The following is a 23,234-nucleotide window of genomic DNA, read 5'->3' as shown; positions in this document are numbered from 1 at the left end:
TTACTGTTTTTACATACAGTGACTGCGTTATACTAAAGCAAAATCTTATTGGCATTGGCAAAATATCAGCACTATGGATGTATCAGAACTCCTCGATTCGTTAAATGATAAGCAACGTGAAGCGGTTGCTGCACCGAGTAAAAACTTATTGGTATTGGCCGGTGCCGGGTCGGGTAAAACTCGAGTATTAGTGCATCGTATCGCTTGGTTAATGCAAGTCGAAGACGTATCGGCACACAGTATATTGGCGGTAACCTTTACCAACAAAGCTGCAGCAGAAATGCGTGGTCGTGTTGAGCAAGCGGTTGGCGGTAATGTTCATGGCATGTGGGTTGGTACTTTCCATGGTTTGGCTCATCGTTTATTGCGCATGCACTTTCAAGAAGCAAAATTACCACAAAGTTTTCAGGTACTTGATTCAGATGATCAGCTGAGACTAATTAAGCGAGTGATTCGTTCGTTACAGCTTGATGAGAAGAAGTGGCCGGCGAAACAAGCGATGTGGTACATCAATGGTAAAAAAGATGAAGGCTTACGTCCTAAGCACATTGATAACCAATATGATCCAACAGAAGCCACCTACATTAAGATTTATCAAGTGTATCAAGAGACCTGTGATCGCGCCGGTTTAGTTGATTTCGCTGAGTTACTATTACGCGCTCATGAGTTATGGCTAAATAACCCAATCCTACTTGAGCATTATCAACAACGATTCACTCGCATCTTAGTCGACGAATTCCAAGATACCAATGCCATTCAATATGCCTGGTTAAGTTTGCTCGGGCAAAAACATGGCAACATGATGATAGTTGGTGATGATGACCAATCCATTTACGGTTGGCGTGGCGCTCGTATTGAGAACATCCAAAGCTTCAGCAAAGACTTTGACGCCGAAACCATACGCCTTGAGCAAAATTATCGTTCAACAAAAAACATTCTTAATGCCGCTAATGCACTAATCGATAACAATAACAATCGCTTAGGCAAAGACTTGTGGACCGACGGTGTTGATGGTGAAGCCATTTCTGTGTACACCGCTTTTAATGAATTAGATGAAGCTCGATTTGTTGCTTCACGCATAAAGCAATGGGTTGAAGAGGGCAATAGTCTAGATGACGTCGCCTTGCTGTATCGTTCAAATGCGCAATCACGCTTACTTGAAGAAGCATTATTGCAGGGGCAGATCCCATATCGCATTTACGGCGGTTTGCGCTTCTTCGAACGCCAAGAAATCAAAGATGCATTGGCCTATCTGCGACTGATCAACAATCGTAATGACGATGCCTCATTTGAGCGAATTATTAACACCCCAACCCGCGGCATTGGTAATAAGGCGTTGACTTACATTCGTGATGCGGCGCGCAGTCATGGTGCGACGCTCTGGGATGCCTGTCGCCATTTGTTGAAACACGATGAATTAAGTGGTCGAGCAAAAAACGCCGTACAAGGCTTTGTTGAGTTAATTGACCAACTTGAAGATGACATTATCGAGCTTAACCTTGATGAACAGGCGAAAAAAGTCATTCACCATACTGGTTTGCATGCGATGTATCAGGCGGAAAAAGGTGAACGTGCTGCCGCGCGTATCGAAAACCTTAATGAGCTGGTGACCGCTTGCTCAACATTTGAGGTGAACGATGAGGTTGAAGACATGACGCCTTTAACAGCGTTTTTAACCCATGCAGCGTTGGAAGCGGGTGAGTCGCAAGCCGATGAATACGAAGCCGCGGTGCAACTAATGACTTTACACTCCGCCAAAGGCTTGGAGTTTCCAATGGTGTTTATGGTGGGCATGGAAGAGGGCATGTTTCCGTCGCAGCAATCGGCTGAAGACATTGTCCGTCTCGAGGAAGAGCGTCGTTTATGTTATGTCGGGATGACCCGAGCCATGCAAAAGCTGTTTTTAACCCATGCCGAAACACGTCGCTTATACGGTCAAGAAAAGTATCATCGCCAAAGTCGATTCTTAAAAGAAATACCGGATCAATTTCTGCAAGAAATTCGCATGCGCAACCAAGTCAGTAAGCCGAAAACCACCGGCCGTTTTAGCAATACCATTAGCTTAGAAACATTTGAAAATACCGGTTTTAAACTTGGTCAACGTGTAATGCACAACAAGTTTGGTGAAGGCGTGGTATTAAATTTTGAAGGCGCCGGTAAGCAAGCTCGAGTGCAGGTTAACTTTGAGCAATCGGGCAGTAAATGGTTGGTTGTCGCCTACGCAAACCTACAAGCGATATAGTAAATTAGGGCTAAGCACCTAGCCGTGTTTAGCCTTTGTTGTTACCCACTTGCAATCCTTATTGTTTTATTAACATAATGAGCCTCTGATGGATCAGGACTCTATTTATTGGCATTCTGATCTCACTAGGAATAATAATAATTAGGTTTTAAAACAAGGATAAAATATGGAACACGAACACAAGGACGAGACTGAGTCTTCGTCACCTGCGTTAATGAGCCTGTCACCGGTGGACTTTCGTTTTCACGGCAAATCAAAAGAATTTTTCGGCATTTGGATCGTCAATGTCCTGCTCAGTATTATTACTTTGGGGATATATTCTGCTTGGGCCAAAGTTCGCACCTTTCGTTACCTGTATGGTAGCACCGAACTAGACGGTCATCGTTTTAACTATTTAGCTGAGCCAATGCAGATCCTTAAAGGGCGCATACTGGCGGTGATCTTGTTCGCCGCGTATTACTGGCTAAGCATGCAGTCACCTGAATTTATGTTTGGTTTTATGGCGGTGATGGTGTTTTTAACGCCGTTTCTAATTTGCTCAAGTTTGCGTTTTAAAATGCGCATGACCAGTTATCGTAATGTGCGTTTCGATTACACCGGCACCTATTGGCAAACCTTGCTGTATTGTGTGGTGTTGCCATTTGCGTCGATATTTACCTTGTATCTGGCCATGCCGTGGGTATTGAAGAATATGGATCAATACATAGTCAATAACACCAAATACGGCAACAAAGCATTTAGTACCGAATTGTCTGGCGAAATATATTTTGTCGCCAGTTTTATCTCGGGTATTTTATTTGCCATCATTTTTGCTGTGGCAATGTTTGTGGTTAGCACCGTGGCACCAGATGCCAGTGTCAGCGAGCAAGCGATGAATATCATGACGTTTGCGACGTTTGCCGTATACCTGTTGGCGTTTACCATTGTGCGTGCCTTCTATAAGGCTCGTGTACGCAACCATATTTTTGAAAGTACCTTCTTGCAAGGCGTTGCTAACTTTGGCTCTACCTTTAGCTTTAATGGCCTGTGCTATATCTATCTAACCAATATCATTGCGTTAATCTGTAGCTTTGGCTTGGCTTATCCTTGGACCAAAATCCGTATGGTTAACTATGCCGTCGATAACACCGGCGTCATGGCGGTAGATAACCGTAGCGAAGTCATTGATGAAATTGGCGAGCAAACCACCGCTATTGGTGATGAAGTTGCCAATGTTTTTGATGTTGATGTTGCGTTAGGTTAACTATGCAATTACACGGCAACGGTAAATTAATGAGTCGCGGACAGGATGCTGTGCGCGACGTTAAGGTACGCATCGAAAATGAGCAATTAGTGATCTTAGATACGGACAATAGCGAGACGATTTATCAAAGCGAATATCAAAACCTGAAGGTGTCGGAGCCGCTTGGCAGCATTCCTTGTGATGTGCTGTTGAGTGATGGCAATCACATTAGCTTGGATAGAGACGATCCGGTGTGCCGTTTTTTACTCGAGCAAAAAAACAGCGTATTTCACCTGGTTGATAAACTCGAACGTAGCAAGCGATATTGGCTGCCGGCGCTTGTTTTGGTGCCGATATTATTTTATCTGTTGATAAATGTTGTGGTACCGGGTGCAGCGCGTTCAGTGGCGCATATTTTACCGGTGTCGTTCTTGCACAATGTTGACCAAGAATCGATAGAGTTTATTGCCGAACACGTTCTTGATGAAACTGAAATCAGCGAGCAAACACAGCGGCTTATAAACGATGATTTTGATTATATGTTGCAGCGATTGCAACTCAATCAATACCCTTATGATTTGCGCTTTTACAAAAGTGAAGCGTTTGGTGCAAATGCCTTTGCTTTACCTGGTGGCACCATCGTTGTTACTGATGACTTGGTTAATTTATTTGCAGAACAACCGCAAGTTATCTCGGCGATATTGCTGCATGAAATTGCTCATGTTGAACATCGTCATGGTATGCAAGCGATGGCTGAATCGTTAGCGACCACTTTGTTGTTATCGTATTTCTTTGGTGATCTACAAGGCATGGCTGAATTATTCTCGGGTACCGCATTAACGGTAATTCAGAATAACTTTTCTCGTGACTTAGAAGCTGAAGCCGATGACTTTGCCCTTGAAGGACTAGACCGACTGGATCGCTCGGCGGATGATTTTGCTAAGGCGATGCAAGGCTTATTTGAGCAACAGGGCGATGCTGCTGATGAGGATAACTTGGGCAAGTACTTCAGTACTCACCCAGCGTTAATCGAACGTATTAATAAGGCCAAACGCGCCGCTGAAAAACAAACTCATTAGCGTCTAGCGAATTAAATTAGTTGTATGCCTTAAGCAATAAGCTCATTGATGCTTGTTGCTGAGGCTCTTCAATAACCGTCAACTCGCCATTCAACCATTGAGTAAATTGATCATCATAATGTGCTGACATGGGATGACCGCTTTGCCCACCGGGCATGATTGATTTGACGGTAATGTCATCAGCCATTTCGGCAACAACCCTGACGGTAGCACCATGCTTGACTTTAAGGTCGCCTAAATAATCATAATTGGCTCGGCCAACGGTACTGGTTGAGCCGGACATTGGCTGGCTGTCAGAATTAAACATAGGGTCTAAAACGGATATCGCTTTACCTAATTCGTGATTAAGCTTTACGGTATGCATATTACCCAAACGCCACTTTAGTGGATCTTGACCCTGTGTTTTGACCAGGCTTTTCACCGCTGTAGTGAATGCATCAGATACAAACTTTTTGCGCTTATCTTGCCACCATAAATGCTCTGTCTCAGATAGTAGCAATTGATCCAGAGTGTGATTTACCAAATAACTTTTCTTTAATACTTTATTGAGTAGCGGTTTTGGTAATCGACTCGCTAATAAATCGTTAGCGAGTTGCTTATACCAAAGCTGAAACACCAATGCGGCGCCACTGTCTTTATCGGCAGTAGGTTGTTCTAGCCATCGTTTTAATAAGCGTTGTGCGCCAATATGAGCAGTAGACTTCCTCGGCGTGAGGTCGGCAAGCATGGTTGGTAACAATAACTGTGCTTGCGTATCAAAGTAATCAACTTGCAGTGTTTGCATATCGGTTAAGGTGAGCTGCTGTTTATCCTGCAAGACCGATTGTATACGCTGGATGCGATACGGTGCGGCGTTATCTGCGGATACCAAGACACCTTGACCTTCGGCGTTAACCCTCGCATTGGCGGCCGCAATAAATCCGGCTTTGGGGTTATAAATACGTGGCATATCTTGTTCTTTTACCATGCCTTGCCAGCGATTTTCGGCGATGTCGCCAGCGAGTGGCACTAAGCCGACCCCTTCACCTCTAAGTGGTAATACACCTGCGGTACGAAAACCTATGTTGCCCTTGGTATCGGCATACGTGGCATTTAACGATGGCGCGGCTAACTGATCCAAGGCCTTGTTAAATTCCTGCCAGTTGCGAGCAAGGTTAAACTGCAAAATAGCGTCTAAGCCTTTGTCACCAATATCTTGTATGGTCCAGCGTAATGACAACGACGGGTTTTCGGCGATTAACACGCCGTTTAAAGTATTAACTAACGTCACCTTGGTTGGCTTCTGCTCGCCTTTGACCTTGATACTGACTTGCTCGGTGTCGGCTTTATACCAAGTTTCTCCGTCTTTGTAGGTAAAGGCTTGTTCTGGATGCGGAGTTTCGACAAATACATCTTGGGTATCACCAATATTGGTAAAGCCCCAAGCAATGTGTTCATTAAAGCCATTAATCACCCCAGGTAGCCCTGCTACAGACCAACCCCGTATTTGTCGAGGTTGGTTATTGAGGTTAAAAAACAAATGCACTTCATAAAATAAGTTCGGTAGGCCCAAGGAATCATGAGAATCAAAGGCAAATAATGCTCGTTTATTTTCGGTTTTCTCGGGGCTAACCACCCAGCCATTTGAGCCAAAAGCAAATCTTGGCATTAAAGGGTTTTCGTTGGCATCGGTGTTATCGAGTCTGGCGACCGTATCTACGATATTATGATTGGCTGCGGGGATCGGCATAACATATGGGAATTCTTGCTTGTTGCCGTCATGAGTAAGGAACATCCGCGCAAGCTCGGGTTGCACTTCATTGTATATGGCCATGCGCAACAACTCGTTGCGAAAATTATTACCGCTTTGAAATGCCATTAACGCGCCGACTGCATAGACATCTTCCGCTTGCCATGGAGATACCTTTGAGCCAAGTAATAAAAACTCGGGTGGCAGAATTGGGTTAGCATAAATAAAGTTGTTGATACCGCTGATGTAATCTTGCACACGCTGTTGCATCACATCACTGGCGTTGGCTTGTAATTTTTGTGCTAATTTAGGAATACCAAGGCGCCACAATTCGATGTCGGTGGCGATCATATCCTTACCAAGCAGTTCGCTTAGACGACCAGAGCCTGCACGGCGAAACATCTCCATTTGCCAAAGGCGATTGGCAGCATGCAAGTACCCCTGCGCAAACAGGGCGTCGTCGAGAGAGTCAGCGTAAACGAATGGTCGTTGCGCCGCATCAAATTGGATTTCAATGTCCTGCTTTGCGCCTTTAACTAATTCGATACCGTCAAGTTTCACGTTCGAACCTGATAAGGTGCCGTATATGACAATGACCAACATGATCATCATCGCAAGCAGTAACTTTAACAAGGTTTTCATGACAATTCCTTTATGTCTGATACCAATTATTTTTGTACGGTAGCGTTATACCATGCTGGCCAGTTAGCGATGAATTAACGTTTGTTCAATTGACAGCGTTAACTTATCGACTATCTCATCCGCCTGTGATTTGTTGATGATCAAAGGCGGGCATAAAGCCAGCGTATTACCGTATACTTGTCGCAGGATCAGACCATTTTCAAGACATCTGGCAGCGATGTTAGCGGCGAGCTCTGCACAAGCAGTTTTGTTCGCTTTATCACTGACAATTTCTAGCCCGGCGATTAATCCCATACCGCGGATTTCGCCAACACACTCAAATTTTATGAGCTCGTTTAGGCGTTGTTGAAAATAGCACCCTAATTGTCCTGCATGTATAAATAATTGATCACGTTCGTAAATTTGCAAGGTTTTTAATGCAACTGCTGCACAAACAGGGTGACCAGAATAGGTATATCCATGGGCAAATGCGCCAACTTTGTTGGCCGGCTCGCGAATTGTTTCGTGAATATTAGCGCTCACGGCAGCGGCGCTGATAGGTAAGTATGACGAGGATAAGGCTTTGGCCAAGGTCATCATATCGGCATCAATGTCAAAGGCGCGACTGGCAAAATCATGACCGGTTCGGCCAAAACCAGTAATCACTTCATCACAGATAAAAAATATTTGATATTTGTTTAGCAGGGCCTGCACTTTATCAAAATAGCCTTGTGGTGGCAGCACCACACCTCCGGCACCATTTATGGGTTCTGCGATAAACGCGGCGATAGTGTCTGGGCCTTCGGTTAAAATGAGTTGCTCAAGATTATCGACCAAGCGTTGGCAAAATTGAGCTTCGGATTCACCGGGCAAGCCATTGCGATAATAATGTGGGCAATCGGTGTGTAAGATGTTGAGCTCGTCAATGGGCAAATTAAAATGCTGATGAAACGCCGGTAAGCCGGTTAAACATGATGCGGCCATAGTGACACCATGATAGGCACGATGCCGTGATATCACCTTTTTCTTTTCTGGCTTGCCGATGACATTAAAATAATATCGTAATAATTTTAAATGGGTGTCATTGGCATCACTGCCGCTGTTACCAAAAAATATCCGCGCATCGTCCATCGGTAGCATGTCTGAGAGCGTTTCAGCGAGCTCAATGCCTATGTTATGGCTTTTTCCGGCAAACATCGGCGTATAGGCTATCTCGCGCATTTGTTGATTGGCGACCTCTATAAGCTCTTCGTTGCCATAACCCAAAGATGTTGACCATAAACCAGCAAGTCCTTCGATGTATTGCTTGCCTTTATCATCATAAACATACGCACCTTGGCCGCGGCTAATGATTAATTGTTCGGTTTCATTAGGGTTGGTTTGTGGGTAGATGATACGTGTCATGGCTGTACCTTAATATTTAACTGTGCGATAAACGGCGATGAGCATTAAGGCGTTAATGGCACACACCACAGATACAATCCAAGTGCCTTCGCCATCGCCTATGATTGGCGAGACAATGACCGGTCCTAAGCCACCACCAATCATGGTGGTTAAGCCGTTATAAATACCAGCGCCTGTGGCAACCTTATGTTTCGGTAACAGCCGTTGTACCATGGCAAATTCGCAGGCGTTGTAAGACGAGATAAAAAATACCGCAGCAGAAAACAATAACGCCACTTGCCATATAGTGTCGCTGTCTAAGGCCAAATACAGCATGATGCCACACATAAAATAACCAACCCCGGCTACTATGGTGCGCTTATTGTGTTTGTCGCCAAGGTAAGACCATAGCGCAATACCGAACAATGAAAATACATAGGGGGTGGCAACCAACCAAGCGATGTCATTAAATGGGATGCCTTTTTCGGTGGCAAAATAGGTCGGTAACCAACTTGAGACGCCGAGCGCGACAATATTGTTGCAGATACCTATCGCCATCAATAACAAAAAGCCAGGTTTGGTCATGACTTGCCAAAGCAGCGAATTATCGGTGAGTCCATCTTCGTAATCATGATGGTCGGCTAGGTATTGCCGTTCTTGTGATGAGACTTTGTTATGTTGCGCGGGTTTGTCTTGAATGGTTAGGTAAACCAAAGGTAAGGAGATCACTAGGCCGATTAACGCCAGTACGACAAAGCCCGAACGCCAGCCAAAATTGGCCATCATTGGCACCAATAACAGCGGTGCGGTTAATACCGCGACGAATATACCACTGACCCATATGCTGTTCGCCTTGGCACGCTCATGCAACGCGAACCAGTTTTTGGTGAGTTGCGCCATCATCGGAAAATGCACACCTTCACTGAGGCCAAGTAATACTCGGGTGGCGATGAGCAGCATCATAAATTGGCTTACCCACGCACCCAGCGCAGTAAACAGGCTCCATAACACAATAACCACCAGTAAGGTTTTGCGTGGGCCGAAACGGCTGGCAATTGGGGTTAAAAAGATATTGGCTAAGCCATAACCCAAATAGAATATGCCCATTAGCAAAGAGCCGTTATCGCGAACTTGCTGATCGCTCCAGCCATATTCTTGCGCCATTAAGGGGATGGCAAAGGTGATATTTAAGCGGTCGTAAAAACCAACCAACACGGTGACGAACAGCACCAGACATATTCGCCAACGATAGTTTTCTTTCAAATATTGCATGATGACGTCTTGTTATTATTTATCACTGTAGCCTAACAGTTTTTTGAAATAACGGTAAAGGCGATAAATCTTAGGAATTTTCACTCCTTCAAATACACTCTTATCGGCGCTTGAATACAGTTGGTTAAGAAAGTCGGCCAGCAGTTTGTCTCTAAGCTTTGGCTCCATCAGGTTAAGCACGTTATTTACCGCATCCATACGCTCCGGTAAGTTGGTGCCGTCTGAGCCAAGAAGTTCACTGAGCTTTTCCAGTAATCTTTCATCAGGGTTAGCCACCAGTTCGGCGATGTCATCGGGTAACTGTTGCATTGATGGGCCTTTTTGTTCGGCCACCAGCTTGGCTGTCATCATTTTTAGATCGCTAATAAATTCATCGGCTTTATCTGCATTATGCGCGCCTACCGACAGGTGTACGTTGCCCTTAGATGATGAGTAACCAAATTGGGGTTGAATGTACCAACCTCGAGTTTTCATTTCATCGGCTAGCGCGAATATATCGACCGTGTCGGATGTAATGGCAAATAAGTTTGCTTTTGGCTCACCCATAAGTCGCAGTGGTTCAATGTCGTTGGTAATGGCGTCCATGATTTTGTTGGCAGCGGTTTGGCTCTTTTGCACCAAATCTAAGTAACCTTGCTTGCCCATATGGTTGAGAATTGCCCAACACGCAGCGATCGGTCCGGCGGATTTGGTTGACATCACCGTTGGATTTATCACCGAGTAACCGGTCCAGCCTGACCAAGCAAAAATTTGATAGCTGCGCATCTTGGCACCGTCTTTGTAGATCACCGCTGACGCACCTTTTGCCGCATATCCCCACTTATGAAAATCCATGGAAATTGATGTCACTCCGGGCACCGATAAATCAAAATCGGGAATGTCGAAGCCTAATTGTTTAGCAAACGGTAAGTACATACCGCCAACGCAGCTGTCGACGTGAAATAGAATGTCGTGCTTGAGAGCGATCTGACCTAACTCACTAATGGGATCAATAACACCATGGCCGTAACCCGGTGCCGATGCCACCATCATGATGGTGTTATCGTTAATTGCTTGTTCCATTTCGCTGCCAATGGCTTGAAAGTTTTGTTCATTAACTTTAACCACGACCGGCTTAATTTTTAGGTACTGACAGGCCTTAGTGAAGGCTGGGTGAGCGGTTTCCGGTAATAGCAATTCCGGTTCGCTAATGTTGCGTTCTGCTTTGGCAAAGTCTCGCGCCGATTTGACCGCTAATATAATTGATTCAGTACCACCGGAGGTAAAACTGCCCTCAGCTTTATCGCCACCATTGATCAAATCAATGGCCATACCGATGACTTCTTTCTCCAGTTGCATGGCGCTTGGAAACGCCGTTGGGTCAAGACCATTTTCGGTTAAAAACAGACTAAATGAGTCTTTTATAAGCTTCATCGCTTGTGGGCCAGCATCATATACATAGGCGAATACTTTGCCTTCTTCCCAAGGCAGGTCTTCACTCTTCATTAACTCTAATTTAGTGAGTACTGTTCCTGTGTCTTGACCTTGTTCTGGAAACTTCATTTAAAACTCCGTAAATTTCCACTATGTTAATAAAATGTTAACAGCGATGATTGGCGCATAGTGACCGAATATGAATTTGTACACAAGCCCAATCTTTATAACTTTTTGCTTCAACAAAAAGCTCGTCTGTTATAAGTAAGAAGGCTATGCTGTTTCAAAGTAAATTGAACTATTGTTCGAGACAAGTCAATCTTAAATTGTATATATGTACAATAAAGTATAGTCTGATATTTAACGGGTGAGCCAATAATATGTTGTTGGTCAGAGAAGAGTGGATATGAGTAATCAATATCAGCAGTATGAAAAATGTCTGAAAGTGGCGGCGGTAAATAGCCCAAGTTTGTTCATTGATTTGGATGTCCTTGATGCTAATGTTGAAAAAGTACGTGCGGCCACTTACGGCAAAGATTTGCGATTGGTGGTTAAGTCATTACCATGTCTCGATTTGTTAGCGTATTTGGGTGAACAACTCGATTGTCGCCGCTTTATGTGTTTTCACACCCCATTTGTGTTGGAAATTCTCGACGCTTTTGAAAATGCCGATATCTTGATGGGTAAGCCATTACCAAGTAATAGTGTCGAGCACATCATTAAATACTTGGCGCAACATGAGCAGTTGCCAAAGCTGGCGCAAATCCAATGGTTGATAGACAGTAAGCAGCGCCTTGATCAGCTATTGATGTTAGGCCGTAAGTACAATGTGTGCTTTAAAATTGCCATCGAAATTGATGTAGGCATGCATCGTGGCGGTCTTGGTGAACCTGAGCAACTGCAACAATTGCAGGCGTTTGTGAATCAAAATAAGAAGCACGTCAAACTCACCGCCTTGATGGGGTATGACGCGCATGTGGTAAAAGCGCCTCGACCGTTTATGTCTGTAGAAAAAGCATTCGCTCAAACAGAACAACGATACCAACAATTTATTGATGCCTTGCTGCTCAATGGTGAAGAGCTGATATTCAACGGCGGCGGCAGTACCACTCATGCCATGCACCAACAATCGTGTACCAATGAAATATCGGTGGGTTCGATTTTTTTGAAACCGACAGACTTTGATTTGGCCGGACTGCGCCAGTATCAATGTGCCTGTTTTATTGCTACTCAGGTGTTAAAGCGATTAAAAGGCATCAGCATTCCTTTTGTGCCTGACAAGTATTGTCAGTGGACGGAAAAATACAAAGATACGTTGTTTTTGTACGGTGGTCGCTGGCTGGCTAAAGCGGTGTATCCAAACCTGATGCGCAATTACTTATATGGCTTGAGCTCAAATCAACAATTTATGATGGTCGATAGCAAGCAGCCAATTGACGTTGATGATTTTGTCTTTTTTAGGCCAAGCCAAAGTGAAGCGGTATTGTTGCAGTTTGGCGATATTTTGCTGTTACGTCGTAAGAATGAGCAAGTACGTTTACAGCACCGTTGGTCGATTATGTCACAACACAAAGCCAAGCCTTTGCCGGGACGCATGCAACGACAGCGTAACGAGGATTGATAATGAGCCAACAATTTTTTTTGATATCGAAATTGGTCAGCAATGACAATGTTGCGCGACTTGCGTATCGTGAAAAGCCCTTTTCTAATCAAGACAGTGGCTGGCGGGTATTTACCAGCGAAGAAACCGGTGAGTTTTTAGCCAAACCCAGCAACATCTTAATGCTTGATATTGAACAACTTGGCCATCTAGCAAATAACTTAACGCGATGTGCGCAGTTTCAACTCGATTTACCGGTCGGGAGTTGTTTTGAATTTAAGCATGGCCAATGGCAACCCTACGTAAATGAGCAGCAACAATGCAGCTAACAGAACAACAACAGGCGATTCTTGATGGCAGTGAAGGCCCTGAAATGGCTAAGTGTCTGCTTACTCTAGTGAATTATGGTAAAGCATTTAATGCGCCCCGTTTGGTGCCAATTAAAAGCGCACATTTAACCGGAAGTTTTAAAATATTCTTTTACACCGCGTACTATGAAATCATTTCGCAGTTGGTTAGCGCTGGCATTAAAGTCAAAGTCCCTACCACATTAAATCCACGGCCGGGCTATGACTATACACCGCAAAATCGATTGATCTTTAAATCACAGCAATGGCATGAACAACAGTTAGAAGCCTTAGGCATCATCGCCAATTACTCTTGTGTTTGTTATCGCTATGACAACATTCCCGAATTTGGTGATGTTCTTGGTTGGGCTGAAAGCTCGGCGATTATCTATGCAAACTCGGTGATTGGCGCACGTTCAAATCGCAATTCGATTATGGTCGATATTTGTCAGGCGGTGACTGGTTTAACGCCTGAGTTTGGTTACTTATTGGATGAAAATCGCCGTGGACAGGTAAAGATAAACCTTGATATTGACGTTATGGACGCGCCGGCGTTAGGGTTTCTAATCGGCAAAATTGCCGTCGATAAGGTACCGGTACTCGATTACTACCCGTTTACTGATGATCAATTAAAAAACATGGGCGCTGCCATGGCTTCAAGCGGCGGTGTTAGCTTATTTCATGTCATTGGTTTAACCCCTGAAGCGAGTGATGAGCAAACCGCGTTTGCCGGTCAGCAGCCTGAACAAAGCGTGACCATCAGCCAAGATGATTTAACGCAAGTGCGCAGTGCTAAGGAGATTCAACAGGATGCAAAAATCATTGCTTTCGGTTGTCCGCAAATGACCTTGCAAGAAACCATGGAAATCGCGCCGTACTTTGTCGGCAAAAAAGTTAAAAAACGCACTTTGTTCCATTTGATTCCGCAAGCACTTAGAGAGTTTGAGCAAAGTGAATTATATCAACAAGTAATCGACGCTGGTGTTGAGGTATTAGAGCATTGTCCATTGGCCGGATTGAGTTTGCGTATTAGCATCGGTAATAAAGAGGTGTTAACCCCGTCGGGTAAGCTTTATTACTATTTGGAAGGTACACGCTACGGTGATCTGCATGATGTGCTGGCGGCGTGTGGCGTGGTGGAGCAGTAATGCAAAAAATTCAAGGCAAAGCTATCGTCCCTGGACAAGCTCGCGCACCAGCGCTGGTGACCGAACAGCCCATCAACTTTACCGCGTCTATGTGTAAAGTACCGAATATGTTGCCAAGCAAACGGGCGGAAGTTCGTGATGCGCATCATGAACTGTTTAAACAAAATATTGCCGGCAAAGTGCTGGTATTCCCAAGTTGTATTGGCTCGACACATACCGGTTTAGTGTTGTTGGATTTAGTCAGTTTTGATAGAGCACCGGCGGCAATCATTGTGCAACATGCCGATTCATTATTGGTGTCAGGCGTGGTGTTAGCAGATGTCTGGTATCACAAGTCCATCGCCATCATTGAAGTCGATGACGACAAGTTATTCGATAAAATACATAATCAACAGATGGTAACGGTTAAATCCTGCGGCACCATCTTAATAGATGATTAACTCTGTCTATTTGCATCACAACACGATTAATCTTTTGGTTATAAGCTATGTCATTCGTTATTGCGTTTGTAAATACCATGTTACGAAATACCGGTTAGGATTTTTGTGCAATATTTAATCAATTTTTCACTTCTCTTCACTTTATTTGTTATACCAATATCTTTGCAAAAGTAATATCTCGGCAGTATGAGATCTTAATTTGGTAAAAAATAAAACTCAACGAACACCGTAAGGTACTGAATTAATGGGTCTAATTGATTCAGTAATGGTGATTCATTATCCGTTGAAAATAACAATATTAGGGAAGTTAAAATGAAAACTAAGATTATCTCGATAGCTATGCTAGCGGCTGTGTCTACACCGTCTATTGCAGGCTCTTACCTATACTCTACCAACAAACACTTCGATGCCAACAAGGTTGAAAAACAAGTCGCCGCCAAAGGTGGTCAGGTTGTTGATTGTTTAGCAGAAATTGGTGTTTGTAAGGTCTCGTTTGATACACACCAACAAGCAATGGATGCGGATTTAGGTTTGGTGCCAAATGTATCTACCTTTGTACCAAAGATGGACACCTCGTCTTTGCCTGTGGCGGATATGACCTTAACGTCTAATGAAGCGATGGATATGCAACAACAAGAAGATGACTTCTTTTTCGGTTTGCAATGGGGGCATGATGCGGTGTCGGCTCAACAAGCTTGGGCAGCGGGTCACCGAGGTCAAGGCGTACGAGTTGCGGTTCTAGATTCTGGCGCTGACGCGTCTCACCCAGATTTATCACCGAATATCAATTACAGCCTTAGCCGTTCATTTATTGCCGATGAAGACTGGTTTGATTACGCCGGTGAAGTCGGTAACCACGGTACCCACGTTGCAGGTACGATCGCTGCCGCTGATAATGGTTTTGGTACCATAGGTGTTGCACCGGAAGCTGAATTGGTGATTTTAAAAGTATTATCAGCATACACTGGCTCAGGTGACAGTTATGGCACCATGGCGGCAATGGTTTACGCAGCGCAAAACGATGTTGATGTTATTAACATGAGTTTGGGTTTGAGTATCCGTAAAAATGGTTATTACGATGTTGAAGGCACGCCAGAAGACATCAGTGATGACATCCGTTTTGCACCAGGTGGTAAAGACGGTATTGCCCAATTTAAGAACGCATACGGCAAAGCGGCAAAATACGCTCGTAACAACGGTGTTATCTTAATTGCTGCCGCGGGTAATGATGGTGTTGATTATGACCATGCTGACTCGTTGATTGCACTACCGGCAGAGCTTCCTGCGGTATTAAGCATCTCGGCAACAGGCCCTATGATGTGGGCAATGGATTCATACACCAACTTGGATCACAAAGCGATTTACACCAACTATGGTCAATCATTGGTTGATTTCTCTGCTCCAGGCGGCGATTACAGCAGTGCGTTTATGCCAGGTGGTTTTGATGATTGTACTGTTGGTTTTATTACCCGTCCTTGTTATGTGTTTGACTTCGTGTTTAGCACCGGCGGTAATGGTTCATGGTACTGGTCTGTCGGTACGTCAATGGCATCGCCTCACGCCGCTGGTGTTGCAGCTCTTATCATCAGTGCAAATGGTGGTGATATGTCGCCAAATGACGTTGAGAAAGAAATGCGTCGTTTAGCGGACGATCTTGGTAAGCCAGGCAATGATGACGTTCACGGTGCTGGCCGTGTTGTCTCACCTCACTAGCATCCGATTTCTACATAGTAAAAAGCTCCTTTAAACAGGAGCTTTTTTTATGCCAGAATAAATACATTAAATCGCTAACTCAGCGTACCGATATGCGATTGAATGAGCTAGATAACACAGGGTATGACCTAACCGTGTGTCACCTTAACTGTGGGCTTGACGCTTGCGTTGACGGCGTTTTTTTAATGAGTCGATGCTATAGATTACCAAGGCGCTCCAGATAAACGCGAAGGTTAGCATTTTCTCGAAAATGAGTTGCTCGTTATAGACGGTGATTGCCAATACGTGCTTCAAGGGGTCAGATCACTTGAAACTAATTATTTCCGCTTTGTGCCAGAAGCAGACCTTGAGAGACTTAGCGATTAAGACAGCAATGATACGATAGCGGAAGTTTTACTATTTCGTTTTTATTACTTGTCTATACGCAAAGCGGAAATTAATTTAAAATTTTTTCCCATATATTTTCTACTAAATTATTCGAGTCATGTTACTGAGAAGTATCGATAGTCCCCTTAAAACCAAGAATTTACATTTCAAATAATTATTTTCAATAGAAACTGTACAAACATACAACTGAAACAAGTTTCCCCTATATTCAGGAAAATGCGCAAATCGCGCACTATTAAATTGTTAGGTACCCAATGAAGTTTAGAGTCATTAATATTTACATTAATAGATGTCTGGTCAATAATTGAACAGTTGGGGTGGGGCAATAATTCCGATTGTATTCATAACATTTCGACTAAGTAAGCGAGTTATGGATTCGCAAATGTTAGCAGCTTGATGCGAAAGATGACTCAAATATAAAAGGACTAAAATTATGCGAATATTATTTGAATTCCGATTGAAACTGGCGTTTTTCGCGCTAATTGTGTTGGTCGGCTGTGATAGTAGTGTTGACAGCAATGGTATTGAAAACGTTGCAGAAAAGAAAACAGATTTAGAACTTGCTGAAGACAATTGGCGTCAACCATTGTTTAGTGGTTTAGGTGATGTGAACTTTCCGATTACAACCAAATCTCCGGTTTCACAACAGTATTTTAATCAAGGACTTGCATTATCTTATGCGTTTAATCACGCAGCAGCTGATTTTGCGTTCAACGAAGCATCTATCTACGACCCAGAATGTGCCATGTGTTATTGGGGCAGTGCGTTAGTATTAGGGCCAAATGTGAATGCTGATATGGCAGCCTCCAATGCTCCTGGCGCTTTTGCTTTGGCTAAAAAGGCTAAAGAACTGAGTGCAAACGTGAGTGCCAAGGAAAAAATGCTCATCGAAGCGCTGCAGCTACGCTATTTAGAAGTAGAGCCGGACGATAGAAACTCACTCAATGAAGCATACGCAGATGGCATGCGCTCAGTAATGAACGCCTTTCCGAAAGATGCCCATATTGCTGCGCTTGCAGCCGAGTCGATGATGGATGTACACCCTTGGGATTATTGGGATGCAGAAGGTATAACACGACCTTGGACCAAAGAAATTACCGATACAATAGAAACTGCTTTAGCGCTGGATAAAAATCATATTGGCGCGATTCACTTATATATTCATGCGGTGGAGCAATCGACAAGCCCAGAGCGTGCAGAACCCTATGCAGATACGCTCGCAAAACTTGCCCCAGCAGCTGGGCATCTAGTTCATATGCCTGCTCATATATATATGAGAGTAGGGCGTTACCATGACGCGACTTTGAATAACATGTTGGCTACAGCAGCAGATGATGAGTTTATTCAGAATTGTAGATCGAATAGTCCAATATATCTCGCTGGTTACATTCCGCACAATTGGCACTTTGGTTGGGTTACAGCCGCCATTAGTGGTTGGAAAAGCAAAGCCTATGAATTAGCTGATGGCACAGCCGCTGCTTTAACTGAAGAATTGCTTCGTGCCCCAGGCATGGCGGTAGCACAACATTATTATTCGCAGCCATTGTATGCAAAAGTTAGATTTGCTGATTGGCAAGGGATCCTCGACACAGTTGAACCCGCAGAGGATTTACTTTACGCTCGCGGAATTTGGCACTACGCAAGAGGACAAGCGTTTGTTGGGATGAATGATAAAGTAATGGCAAAACAAGAACTAGCAAAATTAGCTGACCTGCGAAGTATGCCGGACATTCAAACACTTCGTTTTTTTAATCGCGAGGGTGCACCAATTCTTTTGGAAATTGCTGAGACGGTGTTAACAGCCTCGATTGCTGAAAACGCAGGGGATCTGCAAACTGCAATATCCGTATACAAGACAGCTGTAGAGATGGAAGATTCGTTGCCCTATACGGAACCACCAGAGTGGTACTTTCCGGTGAGACATGCATTGGGTGCTGCACAAATTGATGCCGGTGAATTTGCCGCCGCGGAGGCAACCTATCAACGAGACCTAGAGATAATGGTAGAAAATGGCTGGGCCCTTCGCGGACTTTCAGAAGCGTTAATTTTGCAAGGTAAAACTGAAGAAGCAAAGAGTGTGGAACGTCGATTTGAGGCCGCATGGAAGCATGCTGAGATCCAAATAAGCGGATCAGTATTATCCAAAGAGGATACTATGCTCAGCGCTACTGCTAATGGTTTGAATTAGTGTGATTACCAAGGGCTAGACTTGCACTGCGGCCCGTTATCTTAGGCGTCAGTAGGCTAGAGATATAATTGATGTTTTCTGGGGTGAACAAGGTGACTTTTGAGGGGTTAGTCGCCTTCTGTTTTTGATCTTTTGTCAGATTGAGCTTTCCCTGATGTTTCTTTTTTCTCAGCGATAAATTCAATAGTGTGTTGTACTTTTGGGTCAGGTAAGAACATTTGTAAAAACAAGCCTGCCGCTAATGCAACACCTTTCTGTTTCTTGGCTAATTTATAAAAAACTCGAAAAAGATAAACGAGAAATAAAAAACCTAACCAAATAAATATTTGCGAATAAGCGTTAAAAGAAAGTTCCATTATTTTCCTTCCAATAAGTGTGGCCAGCAGAAGTGCTGGGAGAAACAATTAATTGATAAAGAAAATAAGGCGAAGCGAAGCTATGTTTTGTTGATAGGAGATGATTTTAATAAATGTACTAAATAGACTTTGTTCTGGCCAAGGTGGAATTTGATAGTCAGAATTATCAAAAAAGTTGTCTATCAGTAAAGAAAGCCAGAATAAATGAGTTGGATAAATGTATAGAGTTGGATTTTGTTTGATATCAAAAACACTGGTTTCAGTCGACTCAGAAACTTCTGCGTAAGAAACTGAATGAGTGGTTGATGACTTTTCAATAGACGGAAAAGCACCTGCTAGCCATACGACTGACAGGAGAATTAACCACAGGTATTTCAAATTTGTTTTTGACATAACATCTATTTGGTGCCAGTTGTATCTACTTACAAGGGGGAAGTAGAAAAAACTACTAATCGTACATTTGACTAACCGGATAACTTTAGCGGTCAATTTCTTTCTGATAGCTTTATAGAAAGTGTGTACGGCCGAAATTCGCTCTAAGCGGAAGTTTTCCGCCTTCGTAACTAATACTCTAATGAATATTCATTCATGTTAGGTAATCGGCTCCTTTAAACAGGAGCGTTTTTTATGCCAGAATAAAGACATTAAATCGTTAACTCGGCGTACCGATATGCGATTGAATGAGCTAGATAACACAGGGTATGACCTAACCGTGTGTCACCTTAACTGTTGGCTTGACGCTTGCGTTGACGGCGTTTTTTTAATGAGTCGATGCTATAGATTACCAAGGCGCTCCAGATAAACGCGAAGGTTAGCATTTTCTCGAAAATGAGTTGCTCGTTATAGACAGTGATTGCCAATACGAACATGATACTCGGGCCGACGTATTGGAAAAAGCCCATGGTGGTTAATGGCAAGCGTTTGGCTGCGGCGGTAAAAAACAGCAAGGGTGCTGTTGTTACCAAGCCAGCGGCGATAAGGGTGACGTTTAACGACATGTCATTGAGCATCATATTGGACGTCGCTGATTCGGCAAAAAATGCCCAATACAATAGACCCAGCGGTAACATCCAGAACGATTCTATTAATAACCCTGGTAAGGAATCAACCGGCATTTTTTTGCGCAATAAGCCGTAAACACCAAACGATGTGGCTAAACCGAGAGCAACATAAGGTACGCTGCCTAAACTGATCAGTTGAATCAATACACCAACCATGGCCAATGCGACCGCAACTAGCTGCCATCGGCTGAGTCGCTCGCCGAGAAACAGCATGGCCAAGGCAACGCTAAATAGTGGGTTGATATAGTAGCCCAGACTGGCTTCTAGTATGTAGTCGTTATTCACCGCCCAAATAAACAACAACCAATTGGCCGCTAAAATAAGACTGGTGAAAAAAAGCCAAGCGAGCTTTTTACGATCTCGATAAATCGCTCTGACTTTAGACCAATTGCCCATGAGCAGGACAATAGCGACCAATAACACAAATGACCAAACGATTCGGTGCACCAAAATTTCCATGGCAGGTACCATAGATAATAGTTTGAAATAAATAGGCGCTATACCCCAAAGGGTGTAGGCGCATAAGGCGTTTATCACACCTTTTTTGGTTTCGTTTGCTGCTTGCATTAGTGCATTGCCATGTGCGTGTTTTTAAGGGGCGCGAAGTGTAGCATGAGTGGCTGTATAACCACCAATAATAGTTTAAACCATGTAAGTACCGGTACCGGTACCGAAAGCGATGTGCTCATTACGCTCATTGTGCAGCTCCATTCGGGCTACGGCGACTTCACTGCCATGGCGGATAATACGTGCGGTGGCGATAAAGGATTTACCACGACCGGGACGCAAATAATCGGTACGTAAATCAATGGTTGCCATACGCGTCAATTTGTCGTGAATTTTTTCTTTACTCGGTTGTTTTATATTGCTGATTAAGTTCGCCGCGACAACAACGCCACCGACCATATCCAGCACTGATGCGGTAACGCCACCATGGAGAATTTTTTGCACCGGATTGCCCATAAGCTTGTCGTCCCAATCAAAGTGGATCTCGGCGTAATCTTCACGCATGGCGACAATGTTAAAGCCAAGCAAGCGATTAAAGGCAATATGTTGGTTCCAGATGGCGGTGACTTCGTTAAAAATATCTGTTAATTGCATTGGCTAACTCGTTAATACAAAAGGTAAAAAAATAAACTTCAAAAAAGCCTACCTTAGCATCTATCAGTTAAGTAAAATAGCGATACAAGCAATAACAATAATGCTCCTTTGATTCCACAGTCATCATCAACTCAGTACAATGAAATAGACCTGCAAAGCATGTTAAGCCAGTATTTTGGCTTCGACAGTTTTCGTGTGGGTCAGCAACAGGTAATTGAACAATTAATCAGTGGGAGAGATTGTTTGGTGTTGATGCCGACCGGCGGTGGTAAGTCGCTGTGTTATCAATTACCCGCCGCGATATTGCCGGGTCTTACGGTGGTGGTGTCACCACTGATTGCGTTGATGAAAGATCAGGTCGATGGCCTAGTGCGCCAAGGTATCGGTGCAGCGTACATCAATTCTTCGTTATCACAACAAGAAATTAATAACACCATGCAGCGTATTGCCAGTGGTGAGATTAAGACTTTGTATGTGGCACCGGAACGATTGCTTAGCCATTATTTTTTACAAGCATTGGCAAGCATGCACATCGCTTTTTTTGCCATTGACGAGGCGCATTGTATTTCTCAGTGGGGACACGACTTTAGGCCATCCTATACCCAATTAGGTCGCATTAAAGAGCATTTCCCTTATACCCCTGTCATTGCGCTAACGGCGACCGCGGATGTGACTACCCGTAAGGATATCCTTACCCAGTTACGCTTACAAAACCCTTATGTGCATTTAGACAGTTTTGACCGTCCCAACATTCGCTACACCCTAACCGAACGTTACAATGGCGAGCGCCAGATTCTCGAATACTTAAACCAAAATCCAGATGACAGCGGCATTATTTATTGCTCGAGTCGTTGGCAAGTCGACAATTTGTGCAAAAAGCTAGCGCAACAAGGGGTTAACTGTGCCGGATATCATGCGGGCATGGAAACTGAGGTTCGACATGTTATTCAAGATGGTTTCACCAAAGATAACATTCGGGTTGTGGTGGCAACCGTTGCCTTTGGTCTAGGTATTAATAAGCCTAATGTGCGCTTTGTGATTCACTACGATACACCGCGTACCTTAGAAGCTTTTTATCAAGAAACGGGTCGTGCCGGACGTGATGGTTTGCCGGCAGAAGCGTTGTTTCTTTTTGATAATCAAGATATCGATAAAGTGAAAAAGCGCATTATGCAGAATGACAATGACCACAGAGTCAATGTTGAGTTGCAACGCTTTGCCTCGATGGCTGGTTTTGCCGAAGCTCAGACTTGTCGTCGTCAGGTGTTATTAAATTATTTTGCGGAATATACCGAACAAGCTTGCGGTAATTGTGACATTTGCCTTGACCCGCCAAGTACCTATGACGGCACGGTCGATGCACAAAAGGTGTTGTCTTGTGTCTATCGTATAGGGCAAAGCGGTGACATTCATTATCTTATTGATGTGCTACGTGGTCGCGATAATGACAAAGTGAGCAACAATAAACATCATCAAGTATCAACGTTTGGTATTGGTAAAGATAAAACCCGTGGTTATTGGTTTAATGTCATCCGCCAACTTATCCACCTCGGTATGTTGCAGCAGGATATTGAAAAACAATCAGCGCTGCAATTGACCAACGCATCACGGTCGATATTGAAAGGCGAAACAGCACTGATGATGGCCAGACCGCGATTGCAAAGTCAGAGTTATTGGCAGCAAAGTAAAGCGAAAGTCAGCTACGATAAAAGCTTATTTAAAAAGCTTCGTACATTGCGCAAAGAGATTGCCGATGCCGAAGACATTGCGCCGTTTATCGTTTTCAATGACGCAACCTTGATTGAAATGGCCAAGTACAAACCTACCAATAGCACTGCATTTTTATCGATTAGTGGCGTTGGGGAAACAAAATTGGCCCGCTATGGCAGGCCATTTATGCAATTGATCGAGGAAAACATCAGCGCTTAACGC

General features: G+C 43.9%; 18 protein-coding genes. 10 read left to right on the top strand and 8 right to left on the bottom strand.

What is annotated here, in order from left to right:
* Nucleotides 1-73: 73 nt before the first annotated feature.
* The 3 genes from uvrD (at nt 74) to E2K93_RS06505 (ending at nt 4,543) form a co-directional block, all read left to right on the top strand.
* Nucleotides 74-2,242: a DNA helicase II gene (gene uvrD, locus E2K93_RS06515; RefSeq protein ID WP_135438318.1), complete on the top strand. Its 2,169-nt coding sequence runs from the start codon at nt 74-76 to the stop codon at nt 2,240-2,242.
* Between the two features lie 166 nt (nt 2,243-2,408).
* Nucleotides 2,409-3,485, top strand: coding sequence for a YjgN family protein (locus E2K93_RS06510; RefSeq protein WP_135438317.1), 1,077 nt, complete (start codon nt 2,409-2,411; stop codon nt 3,483-3,485).
* Between the two features lie 2 nt (nt 3,486-3,487).
* On the top strand, nt 3,488-4,543 hold the full coding sequence (locus E2K93_RS06505; RefSeq protein WP_135438316.1) for a M48 family metallopeptidase: 1,056 nt from the start codon (nt 3,488-3,490) through the stop codon (nt 4,541-4,543).
* A gap of 16 nt (nt 4,544-4,559) precedes the next feature.
* Here the strand turns inward: E2K93_RS06505 and E2K93_RS06500 are convergent, their stop codons facing one another.
* The 4 genes from E2K93_RS06500 to E2K93_RS06485 form a co-directional block, all read right to left on the bottom strand.
* The gene (locus tag E2K93_RS06500; protein WP_135438315.1) at nt 4,560-6,914 is read right to left on the bottom strand and encodes a penicillin acylase family protein; all 2,355 of its coding nucleotides are present in this window, start codon (nt 6,912-6,914) and stop codon (nt 4,560-4,562) included.
* A gap of 63 nt (nt 6,915-6,977) precedes the next feature.
* On the bottom strand, nt 6,978-8,297 hold the full coding sequence (locus E2K93_RS06495) for an aminotransferase (protein ID WP_135438314.1): 1,320 nt from the start codon (nt 8,295-8,297) through the stop codon (nt 6,978-6,980).
* Nucleotides 8,298-8,306: 9 nt separating this feature from the next.
* On the bottom strand, nt 8,307-9,548 hold the full coding sequence (locus E2K93_RS06490; protein WP_135438313.1) for an MFS transporter: 1,242 nt from the start codon (nt 9,546-9,548) through the stop codon (nt 8,307-8,309).
* 15 nt (nt 9,549-9,563) lie between these two features.
* Nucleotides 9,564-11,090, bottom strand: a complete 1,527-nt coding sequence (locus tag E2K93_RS06485; protein WP_135438312.1) for a pyridoxal phosphate-dependent decarboxylase family protein — start codon at nt 11,088-11,090, stop codon at nt 9,564-9,566.
* Between the two features lie 277 nt (nt 11,091-11,367).
* On the opposite strand from E2K93_RS06485, the gene E2K93_RS06480 reads away from it, so the two are divergent.
* The 6 genes from E2K93_RS06480 to E2K93_RS06455 all read left to right on the top strand — a co-directional run bounded on the left by E2K93_RS06480 (nt 11,368) and on the right by E2K93_RS06455 (nt 18,784).
* Complete coding sequence (locus E2K93_RS06480; protein WP_135438311.1) at nt 11,368-12,582, top strand: alanine racemase; 1,215 nt, start codon at nt 11,368-11,370, stop codon at nt 12,580-12,582.
* 2 nt (nt 12,583-12,584) lie between these two features.
* Entirely contained in the window at nt 12,585-12,890 is a 306-nt protein-coding gene (locus E2K93_RS06475; protein WP_135438310.1) for an immunity protein Imm33 domain-containing protein, read from the top strand.
* Nucleotides 12,881-14,056, top strand: a complete 1,176-nt coding sequence (locus tag E2K93_RS06470; protein WP_135438309.1) for an aconitase X catalytic domain-containing protein — start codon at nt 12,881-12,883, stop codon at nt 14,054-14,056. Before E2K93_RS06475 ends, E2K93_RS06470 begins: the two co-directional genes overlap by 10 nt.
* Complete coding sequence (locus E2K93_RS06465) at nt 14,056-14,496, top strand: aconitase X swivel domain-containing protein (protein WP_135438308.1); 441 nt, start codon at nt 14,056-14,058, stop codon at nt 14,494-14,496. The genes E2K93_RS06470 and E2K93_RS06465 overlap by 1 nt, the downstream gene beginning before the upstream one ends.
* Nucleotides 14,497-14,808: 312 nt before the next feature.
* Entirely contained in the window at nt 14,809-16,209 is a 1,401-nt protein-coding gene (locus E2K93_RS06460) for a S8 family peptidase (protein ID WP_135438307.1), read from the top strand.
* 820 nt (nt 16,210-17,029) lie between these two features.
* On the top strand, nt 17,030-18,784 hold the full coding sequence (locus E2K93_RS06455; protein WP_135438306.1) for a hypothetical protein: 1,755 nt from the start codon (nt 17,030-17,032) through the stop codon (nt 18,782-18,784).
* Nucleotides 18,785-18,891: 107 nt separating this feature from the next.
* Here the strand turns inward: E2K93_RS06455 and E2K93_RS06450 are convergent, their stop codons facing one another.
* The 4 genes from E2K93_RS06450 to E2K93_RS06435 all read right to left on the bottom strand — a co-directional run bounded on the left by E2K93_RS06450 (nt 18,892) and on the right by E2K93_RS06435 (nt 21,302).
* Entirely contained in the window at nt 18,892-19,140 is a 249-nt protein-coding gene (locus tag E2K93_RS06450; protein ID WP_135438305.1) for a hypothetical protein, read from the bottom strand.
* 48 nt (nt 19,141-19,188) lie between these two features.
* On the bottom strand, nt 19,189-19,533 hold the full coding sequence (locus E2K93_RS06445) for a hypothetical protein (protein WP_135438304.1): 345 nt from the start codon (nt 19,531-19,533) through the stop codon (nt 19,189-19,191).
* 329 nt (nt 19,534-19,862) lie between these two features.
* Nucleotides 19,863-20,768, bottom strand: a complete 906-nt coding sequence (gene rarD, locus E2K93_RS06440; RefSeq protein WP_135438303.1) for an EamA family transporter RarD — start codon at nt 20,766-20,768, stop codon at nt 19,863-19,865.
* 75 nt (nt 20,769-20,843) lie between these two features.
* Complete coding sequence (locus E2K93_RS06435; protein ID WP_135438302.1) at nt 20,844-21,302, bottom strand: thioesterase family protein; 459 nt, start codon at nt 21,300-21,302, stop codon at nt 20,844-20,846.
* Between the two features lie 159 nt (nt 21,303-21,461).
* Between E2K93_RS06435 and recQ the strand changes: the two genes are divergently transcribed.
* A complete protein-coding gene (gene recQ, locus E2K93_RS06430) occupies nt 21,462-23,231 on the top strand; it encodes a DNA helicase RecQ (protein WP_135440422.1) in 1,770 nt (589 codons plus the stop codon).
* Nucleotides 23,232-23,234 lie beyond the last annotated feature (3 nt).

It is taken from the genome of Thalassotalea sp. HSM 43, from assembly GCF_004752005.1.
Lineage (GTDB): Bacteria > Pseudomonadota > Gammaproteobacteria > Enterobacterales > Alteromonadaceae > Thalassotalea_A.
Note: the sequence above shows the minus strand (reverse complement) of the source record. Positions and strands in the feature narration are given on the sequence as shown.